At 64.2% G+C, this 9203-nt stretch carries 8 protein-coding genes; 1 reads left to right on the forward strand and 7 read right to left on the reverse strand.

The window, feature by feature from the left end:
* Window positions 1–692 (reverse strand): sigma 54-interacting transcriptional regulator (locus A2J03_RS19785; RefSeq protein ID WP_197480871.1); only part of this gene is annotated, 692 nt, incomplete at its 3' end.
* Between the two features lie 238 nt (window positions 693–930).
* On the opposite strand from A2J03_RS19785, the gene A2J03_RS19790 reads away from it, so the two are divergent.
* Complete coding sequence (locus A2J03_RS19790; protein WP_068377399.1) at window positions 931–1794, forward strand: DUF559 domain-containing protein; 864 nt, start codon at window positions 931–933, stop codon at window positions 1792–1794.
* Window positions 1795–1866: 72 nt separating this feature from the next.
* Here A2J03_RS19790 and purH read toward each other — a convergent pair whose 3' ends face one another.
* From purH to A2J03_RS19820, 6 genes are all read right to left on the reverse strand, one after another.
* Window positions 1867–3417, reverse strand: coding sequence for a bifunctional phosphoribosylaminoimidazolecarboxamide formyltransferase/IMP cyclohydrolase (purH, locus tag A2J03_RS19795; protein ID WP_068377394.1), 1551 nt, complete (start codon window positions 3415–3417; stop codon window positions 1867–1869).
* Window positions 3414–4037 (reverse strand): phosphoribosylglycinamide formyltransferase, encoded by a 624-nt coding sequence (gene purN / locus A2J03_RS19800; protein ID WP_082897956.1) that lies wholly within the window; start codon window positions 4035–4037, stop codon window positions 3414–3416. Before purN ends, purH begins: the two co-directional genes overlap by 4 nt.
* A gap of 104 nt (window positions 4038–4141) precedes the next feature.
* Complete coding sequence (locus A2J03_RS19805) at window positions 4142–5599, reverse strand: cell division protein PerM (protein WP_231912625.1); 1458 nt, start codon at window positions 5597–5599, stop codon at window positions 4142–4144.
* Between the two features lie 57 nt (window positions 5600–5656).
* Entirely contained in the window at window positions 5657–6772 is a 1116-nt protein-coding gene (locus A2J03_RS19810; RefSeq protein ID WP_068377407.1) for a DUF5336 domain-containing protein, read from the reverse strand.
* Window positions 6773–6852: 80 nt separating this feature from the next.
* Window positions 6853–7965, reverse strand: coding sequence for a dimethylsulfone monooxygenase SfnG (gene sfnG, locus A2J03_RS19815; RefSeq protein ID WP_068377397.1), 1113 nt, complete (start codon window positions 7963–7965; stop codon window positions 6853–6855).
* A 23-nt stretch (window positions 7966–7988) separates the two neighbouring features.
* Window positions 7989–9203: acyl-CoA dehydrogenase family protein (locus A2J03_RS19820; protein WP_442971380.1), on the reverse strand; the 1215-nt coding region annotated here is incomplete at its 5' end.

Raw genomic sequence — 9203 nt, forward strand, 5'->3', positions numbered from 1 at the left:
TAGTCCTCGGGGTTGGCGCTCGCCACGAGCACGACGTCGAGCGGCAGCCGCAGCGTGTAGCCACGGACCTGAATGTCGCGCTCTTCCATGACGTTGAGAAGCGAGACCTGGATGCGCTCGGCGAGGTCGGGCAACTCGTTGATCGCCACGATTCCGCGATGGCTGCGCGGGACCAGACCGAAGTGAATGGTCTCGGGATCACCCAGGCTGCGTCCCTCGGCAACCTTGACCGGGTCGACGTCGCCCACGAGGTCGGCGACCGACGTGTCCGGCGTCGCGAGCTTCTCGGCGTACCGCTCGCTGCGGTGGCGCCACACGATGGGAAGTAACGCGCCCAATTCCTTCGCCCGCCGCATGCTCGCCGGGGTGATGGGCTCGTATGGATGTTCGCCGAGCTCGGAGCCCTCGATGACCGGGGACCACTCGTCCAGCAGGAGATGAAGCGTGCGGAGCAGTCGAGTCTTGCCCTGACCTCGTTCGCCGAGCAGAACGACGTCGTGACCAGCAAGGATCGCGCGTTCGAACTGCGGGAGCACGGTCTTGTCGAAGCCGAGTATCCCCGGCCACGCATCGCGTCCTTCACGGAGAGCGTCGAGCAGATTTTCCCGGAGTTCGTCTTTGACGGAACGCTGCACGTGTCCGGACGCGCGCAGCTCGCCGACGGTGGTGATGCCAGGTTGGGTAGAGGTCACCTCTCCACGCTACGAGCGTTCGCACGTTTGTGCACCCTCGTCGAGTTCGCACTTCCGCCGAGATCGAAGCTATGACGCGATTGTGTGCGAATTTGCGCCCTAACCTCGATCTGGGCGACGGGCTAGCACAATCCCCCGTACATAGCTTCGATTTCGACGACTGTGGATGAAATATTCGTTCATCCACAGATCGACAATCGGCCGAGAAACGCGACACGTGGCCTGTGATCGTTCATGGATGGACAACGCACCGTTCCTCGGATCTGAGGCAGTGAGGGACGGGCTCCTCACCCGCGCCGAACTTCGTCGCGACTACCTGAAGATCTACCGTGACGTCTATATGCGACGCCCCTGCGAGATCGACGCAGCAACGAGGGCGTGCGCCGCATCGGTGTACTCGAGGGGGAAAGCCGTCGTTGCGGGACCGAGCGCGGCGGCTCTGCACGGAAGCAAGTGGATTTCCGCGGAGCACAAGGCCGAACTGATCTGGCACGAACACCGACAGCCGTACGCAGCCATTCTGATCAGAGCAGATGAACTTCTGACAGGTGAAGTAGAGACGATCGATGGCATATCCGTCACGAGTGCCGCAAGAACCGCATTCGACCTGGGCCGAAAGGGAACATTCGCGAACGCTCTGGCAATGGTCGACTCACTATGCAACGCAACATCACTGCAGTCGGGCACCGTCGCGCTGCTCGCCGACAAGCACCGAGGAAGCCGTGGCATCGTGCAGCTGCGGCAGGTTCTCCAGATCGCCGACGGCGGATCCGAATCGCCCCAGGAGTCGAGGCTGAGGTTGTTGATTCACGACGCCGGACTTCCCCGGCCCGAAACCCAGATCAAGGTGCAAGGAGCCGACGGCAAAGTAATTGCGCGAATCGATATGGGATGGCAGAGGTGGAAGGTCGCAGTCGAGTACGACGGCGAACACCATTGGTTGAACCCGGAACAGCGTGCATGGGACATCGAGCGGACTTATCGGTTGGAGCAACTTGGCTGGAAGGTGATTCGGGTCAGCGCACAGCAACTACGGCGAGGCGGAATTGCTCTCGTGGCCCGAATCCGCGACGCGTTGCGTGCAGGCGGTGCGCCAGTCTGAGCCCCGCCGAGATCGAAGTTGGGTCACGATTTCTACAAGAATCCGTACATAACCTCGAACTCGGCGGAAAGGTCAGTGCGCGAAGTGCCGAGAACCCGTGAGGTAGAGGGTGACCCCGGCGTCCTGAGCTGCCGCGATGACCTCGTTGTCGCGGACGGACCCACCGGGCTGCACGACGGCTTTCACGCCGGCAGTCAGGAGCACCTGCAAGCCGTCGGGGAACGGGAAGAACGCGTCCGAGGACGCCACCGAACCCTCGACGCGGTCGCCCGCACGCTGAACTGCCAGGTGTGCGGCGTCGACGCGGTTGACCTGCCCCATGCCGACACCGACGGATGCGCCGTCCTTGGCCAACAGGATCGCGTTGGACTTCACCGCACGCCCTGCGCGCCAAGCGAATTCGAGGTCCTTCATGGTCTGCGCGTCGGCAGGATCACCGGCGGCGAGGGTCCAGTTGGCCGGGTTGTCGCCGTCGGCGTCGATCGCGTCGCGCTGCTGCATCAGCGTCCCACCGGAAATCGGCTTGAGCTCGACCCCCTGCGGCGACGGGGGCGTTGCCAGTAGGACACGAACGTTCTTCTTGCGCTGCAGAACTCCGAGCGCACCGTCCGCGTACGACGGTGCGACGATGACCTCGGTGAAGATTTCGGCGACCTGCTCGGCCATGTCGACCGTCACCTCACGATTGGCCGCGATGACGCCGCCGTACGCGCTGACCGGGTCGCAGGCGTGCGCCTTGCGATGCGCCTCGGCGATGTCGGCGCCCACTGCAATGCCACACGGGTTGGCGTGCTTGATGATTGCGACGGTCGGCGCCTCGTGATCGAACGCCGCACGCCATGCAGCGTCGGCGTCGGTGAAGTTGTTGTACGACATCTCCTTGCCGTGCAACTGCTCTGCCTGCGCGATACCACTGCCGGTGGGACTGACGTACAGCGCTGCGGCCTGGTGCGGGTTCTCGCCGTACCGAAGCACAGCGGACCGATCCCAGGTGCCGCCGATCCACTCGGGGAACTGCTCCTCGGTATCGACGAGCACACTGCTCATCCACGACGCCACCGCGACGTCGTACGCGGCGGTGTGCTGAAACGCCTGTGCAGCAAGCGAAATTCGCTCCGCGAGGGTGAACCCACCGCCCGCGACGGCGCTCAGCACATCCTCGTAGCGAGCCGGGTCGACGACCACTGCAACGGACGGATGATTCTTGGCTGCGGCACGAACCATCGACGGTCCACCGATGTCGATCTGCTCGACGCACTCGTCGGGGGTGGCGCCGCTGGCAACGGTGTCGGTGAACGGATAGAGGTTCACCACGACCAGCTCGAATGCCTCGATACCCAAGTCCTCGAGCTGTGCGAGATGCTCGGGTCGCCGGGTATCGGCGAGGACGCCTGCGTGCACGCGCGGGTGCAGCGTCTTGACTCGGCCGTCGAGCGTCTCGGGGAAGCCGGTCAGATCCTCGACCTTGGTGACCGGTATCCCGGCGTCGGCGATCTTGGACGCAGTCGATCCGGTGGAGACCAGAGCGACGCCTGCGTTGTGCAAGCCGGTCGCGAGCTCGATCAATCCGGTCTTGTCATAGACGCTGACCAGCGCACGACGCACTGCTTTACGTTCACTCATGGTTGGATGTGAGCCTTTCGTCCATCGGAGACAACACCTCGGGTGGCAACCGCAGCGACCACGTCGACCAGCAGCCTGCGTTCCACGGTCTTGATTCGCTCGTGCAACGACGATCGGTCGTCGTCTGCATGCACGGGCACAGCTTCCTGGGCCAGAACCGGCCCGGTATCGACACCCGCGTCGACCAGATGAACCGTCGACCCGGTCAGTTTCACGCCGTACGCGAGCGCGTCCTCGACAGCGTGGGCTCCGGGGAACGACGGGAGCAGCGCGGGGTGTGTGTTGATGATCCGGCCGGCGAAGGCGTCGAGAAAGCGGGGTCCGAGGATCTTCATGAACCCGGCTGTCACGACGAGATCGGGCTCGTGTTCGAGTACGGCTTCGGTGAGAGCGGCGTCCCACGCATCTCGATCTGCATGATCGCGCAGGCCGATGCGGAAATTCGGAATGCCGGCCGAGTGCGCGTGCCGGGCCGCGTCGCAATCACGATCGACACCGACCGCCGCGATCCGAGCAGGGTAGGAATCGTTCTCTGCCGCCGTCAGAAGCGACAGCAACAGCGAGCCCGCCCCCGATGCGAGGACGACGACCCGAGCGGGTGTCTCACGCGAGGCAGTCAGCGCACTACTCCTGGTTTATCGAGGCGGAACGCCCGTCGGTACCGCACCGGGGCAGCATGAACAGTAGTCGCAGCCGTCGCGGGGTCCTGTCAGGGGTGGTCCCGTCAGGGCTTGTCGTCCCCGTCCGGGGTAGCCGCGGTCTCGGTGTCGACTGCCTCGCTCGTCGGCTCGTCGTCCGGGACCTCGACGACCTCGGCGTCGACGATGTCCTCGACCGGATCGGCGGCGGGCTGGTCGGCAACTGCCGGTGCAGCCTCGACCAGTTCCGGCTCCTCGATGACCTCCGCGTCGACCGCCCGCTCCTCGTGGACGACGGGCTGACCGATCGCGGCGACTGCAACGGCTGCCACCGGTGCTGCCTCGGGAACCGGCAGCTCCTTGGACCCTCCGCGCCACACCGTCACTGCCGCGGCGATGGACCCGACGACCGCAAGCCAGGCGAACACGAGAAGGCCGAACGACCAGACAGTGACCTGCACGGTTCCGAAGGTTCCGAGGTTGCCCCCTGCCGCGAACCCGAGGACCAGGGCACAGAGGCCGACGACTGCTGCGCCGAGCCACACCGAAGACAGCGCGTAGTGGACGTCGACCGACCGCCGAGCGCAGTCACGCCCGAGGAATATGCCCGCAGTGATGGGGACGACCAGCATCATCATCCATACGGTCTGTGCAGCGCCCTCGGGTAGGACGGACAGGATCGGCAACGGTGGAACCGGGCCACCGACGGACTGAAAGATGCTCACTGTCACGTCACCGATGTGCGACGAGGATCCGACTGCAACCGCGAGAGACCCCAACACAACGTTGGGGAGATAGAGAATGGACAGCACGGTCAGCCCGAGGACGCCGACGAACCCGTTGCCGGATTCGAGCAGCATTTCCATCGTGGACCAGGACGCGACCATCGCCACCAGCACGATCGCCCCGCCACCTGCGACCAGAACCGATGCGGCTCGAATCGTCGGCGTGACGAGTTCGCCGATCCACGTCGGCACGCGCTCTGCGACGACGTCGGATTTCCAGGTCCCGACGCAGACACCGATACCCGCCGCCACCGCGTGCACGCTCGCCACCCACGCGAACGCGATCAAGGCATGGGGGCTGGACAAGCCGATCGCTGCGGACGCATCCGCAGCCACCGCGAGAGCCAAGGCTGTCACGACCAGCGGACCGACTACGGCAGCGCCGACGATCCACGTGCAGTCGCGGCGGGTGGTCGTCTCCGTCGTGGTCCTCGCGACGCTACGGACGACAACGGCCGCGACCACCAACGTGGGCAACAGCGGGAAGACACCGAGCGAGGTGCCCGCGATACTCAGCGGGACCAGGTGAACCGCGAACCACAGACCTGCGATGGCGCCGAAAGTTCCGGTGAGTTCACTGTTGACCGACACCAGCGTCACCAACACGACCGTCGTAATGATCGCGAGAAGAACACCAGGGACGCGGAAAGCGACGCCGATCAAAGTTCTGGACTGGGCAGGCGAAAGGATCTGTCGACGCTCCGGCGGACGAGGGGTGCGTCCGGTGCGCTTCTTTTCCTGATTCAGTACGGCGCTCATCGGCTACGAGCGTTGCATCAACCGGCGACCGGTTCGATCAGGCGCGCCGAGCAGAGCTCACTTCTTGTCCTCATCCGGCGAGGTCTGGCCGAACGCTTGCGTCGGAGCGCTGTACGGAGGTGTGCTGTCGTCCCCGGACTCGTCGGTGCGCTCGCTCGGCGCGTCCGACGGAACAGCGTGCTGCGGCGCACCATAACCCTCCGAACCCGCGGGGGGCTGACCGTACTGGGGCTGACCGAACGGAGAGTTCTGTCCGGCAGGACCGGTGAGTCCGGACTCCGGCTTCGAGGTGCCGACGGGGTAGCCGAGGCCACCAGTGGTGTTCTGGTTGGGCTGATTCTGCTGGCCCTGCTGACTCTGCGAGGGGCCGGTGTAGTTGGGCGGAACATAGCCCTGACCGGGGACGCCGTAGTTCTGCTGAGTCGGTTGGGCATAGCCGCCGTAACCCTGGCCCTGCTGACCGTAACCGGGAGCCTGCTGACCGTAGCCCTGGAAGTTCGTCTGTCCGTACGACTTCGGCTTCGGCTGCGGCGCTTTGATCACACCGGCACCGAACAGGGTCGCAGCAACAGCGAGAACCGATTGCACGAATCCCAGTACGAGGACGATGATTCCGCCGACCCCGAGTTCGATGGATGCGCCGATCGGGCCTGCATCACCGGTGTTGAAGGCCTGGAACACCAGCACCAGCCAACCGGTTATCGACAGTGCTGCAGCGACCCCCATCGTGCCCGCTTGCTTGGGCAGCAGCCCACTGGCGGCGACAAGTCCGCCTGCCAGCAGGAGGGCGATCGACGTCGGATCGCCGGTCTGAACGAAGAAGAAATTGACCGCCTCGCCGGGAACTTCGTACTGTCCGGCCAGTCCGACCAAGAAGCTGACAACGCCGAGACCTGCTACGACGAGAGCCAGAATCCGCGGAAGCGGAGACGGCCGGTCCGATGCGCGCGGCGGGGTGTACTGCCCGGTCGGCGAGGAAGACGGTGACTGCCCGAACTGCGACGGCTGCTGCTGCGACGGCTGCTGCGCGCCGTACTGCTGACCGGCCTGACCGGCCTGGCTGTAGCCGCCGTAACCGGGCGTCGATGGCCGAGCGCCCTCCGGCGAGTAGCCACTGCCATAACCGCCGGAACCGGGTCCCGACGAACGCGGGCCTTCGGGTGAAAAGGTCATGACACTCTCCTGAAATAGCACTGAATCGGGTCCATAGACCACGCTAGTCTACGGACCCGATTCGGTGTTTTACCCTTGCGTCAGACAGCCCCGACCAGCGCCGAAGCAGATTCCAACTCTCTGACCAGTGGCAGCACGTTCGCGCCGAAGTACTCGATCTCTTCCTGAAAATGCAGGAACCCGCCGAGGATCAAGTCCACTCCGCGCTTGCGGTACTCGACGATGCGGTGGGCTACCTGCTCGGGAGTTCCGATCAGTTGGCTCTTGAAACCGTCGTTGTACTGAACGAGATCCTCGAACGTCGAATCCGCCCACATGCCTTTGCCGTCCTTCGTCGACGATCCGGCTTGCTGGACAGCGCCCCTGAACCCCTCGACTGCCGGCTTGTTCGCCTTCTCGATGATTTCGCGAAGTGTGTCCTTGGCTTCCTTCTCCGTGTCGCGGGCGATGATGAAGCCGTTCAGACCGAACTTGACCTCACGGTCGTGCGATCGTGCAACCCGGCGGATGTTGTCCAGTTGCTCGGTGACGCCGTCGTAGCCCTTGCCGTTGGAGAAGTACCAGTCGGAGTACTTGCCGGCGTTCTCCTGCGCGGCCGAGGAGTTACCGCCCTGGAAGAGTTCGGGATTGGGGCGCTCCGGGGTATTGAGCGGCTTCGGCTTCAACGTGAAGTCGTGGATTCGGTAGAAGTCTCCGCGGAAGTCGACGTCGTCCTCGGTCCAGATCTTGCGTAGCACCTGCAGGAATTCGGCACTGCGACGATACCTTTCGTCGTGCTCGAGCCACGGCTCCCCGAGGTGGGTGAATTCGTCCTTGAACCAGCCGCTGACGACGTTGACTGCGAAGCGTCCGTTGGACAGATGGTCGGCGGTGGCACCGAGCTTGGCCAACACCGCCGGCTGCCACAGACCTGGATGGACCGCTGCGATGACTTTCAGACGTTCCGTTGCCAGTAGCAAAGCAAGGCTGAAGCTCGTCGACTCGTGCTGGTATTCGGCCCCGTAGCTTGCCTCGTAGCGAACCTGGCTCAACGCATACTCGAAGCCGTTGTTCTCGGCAGTCTGCGCGAGCTTCTTGTTGTATTCGTAGTCCCAACTGGTTCTCTGCTCGATGTCGCTGGTGACGAGACCACCGCTGACGTTCGGGACCCAGTAGGCGAATTTGATTGCGTCGGCGATCTTTTCGGTGCTCATTGTTATCCTCCTATGAGCGTGTTCTACGAGTACCAGGTCGGTTCGGGCAGTTCGCCCGTAAGCACCCATCGACCGACCTCGCGACGCTTGTATGCAACGGGGTCATGCAAGGTGTGGGTGCGCACATTGCGCCAGAATCGGTCGAAGCCGTACTTGCTTGCCGTAGCGCGCGCCCCGAGCGCCTCGAACACAGTCGAGGTGATCTCGAGCGAGACCTCCGTCGCCCGCGCTTTCAGCGCCGCGACGCGGACTTCGTGGCCGCCGCGCTCCTCCGCCGTCACGTTCCACGCATTGTCGTGAATCTGTTTACCTTCCAACGCAACTGCGTCGGCCAACGCTTCGACGGCCCATAGCTTGGACGCCAGATCACCGTAGATGTCGATGATGTACGGCTCGTCGACGGCAGAGTCGACGGTGCTGTGCAGCCAGGCTCGGGTCTTGGTCTTGGTGTACGACGCGGCCTCCTCGAGTGCGCCCCGCGCGATACCGAGATAGAAGTTGACGAATACCAGCTGGATGGTTGGAACGTTGAGAGTGTTGTAGACGCGGGGCTGAAAGGCTTTGTCCACGAATCCTGCTGCGCTGGCCCAGTCGACGCGAACCTTGTCGATGGTGACGCTGCCGCTCTCGGTCTGTCGCAAGCCGATGTTGTCCCAGTCGTCGTGGAACGTCAGCCCCTCGATGTTCGACGGCACGATCGCGAACACATGCTGACCGTCCTGCAACGCTCCTTCGAGCACCGTGACATCGGAGACACGACTTCCCGTCGAGAAGGACTTCGCGCCGTCGAAGACAATCGTGTCACCCTCGTCGGTGACAGCGACGTCGTTGTCCCGCGGGTTGACGGCACCGCCGAAGAACCAACTGTTCTTCGTGGCGTCGGCTTCGACGGCCTCGATCTGCTCGGGGGTACCGACGAGACGGGCCGCCCAGAACCACAGCAGGTGGTAGCCGAGGAGTTGGCCGATGGAACCGTCCGCTGCAGCGACGGTGCGGATGACCTGGTACGCGGTAGGCCAGTCTTGGCCGCCGCCACCGTGTTCGACGGGTCCGAGCAGCGTGACGAGCCCGGCATCCTTCAGCAGCTGGACCTCGGCGGTGGGGACCTCGCGGCCCTTGTCGCGGGCGACGGCATCGACAGCGAGTAGCTGCGCAACCTCACCAGCCCTGGCGATCCACCCCTCGGGGGACGTCGGTGCGTCGGGCCAGTTCTTGGTCGATACTGCGTGATTCTCGGT

Origin of the sequence: Rhodococcus sp. EPR-157 (assembly GCF_001647195.1) — a bacterium.
Taxonomy (GTDB): domain Bacteria; phylum Actinomycetota; class Actinomycetes; order Mycobacteriales; family Mycobacteriaceae; genus Rhodococcoides.

Excerpts from the sequence above, each read along its gene's own strand:
- A2J03_RS19790 (WP_068377399.1), top strand. The coding sequence starts at position 931 with ATGGACAACGCACCGTTCCTCGGATCTGAGGCAGTGAGGGACGGGCTC.
- purH (WP_068377394.1), bottom strand. The coding sequence starts at position 3,417 with ATGAGTGAACGTAAAGCAGTGCGTCGTGCGCTGGTCAGCGTCTATGAC.
- A2J03_RS19805 (WP_231912625.1), bottom strand. The coding sequence starts at position 5,599 with ATGAGCGCCGTACTGAATCAGGAAAAGAAGCGCACCGGACGCACCCCT.
- A2J03_RS19810 (WP_068377407.1), bottom strand. The coding sequence starts at position 6,772 with ATGACCTTTTCACCCGAAGGCCCGCGTTCGTCGGGACCCGGTTCCGGC.
- sfnG (WP_068377397.1), bottom strand. The coding sequence starts at position 7,965 with ATGAGCACCGAAAAGATCGCCGACGCAATCAAATTCGCCTACTGGGTC.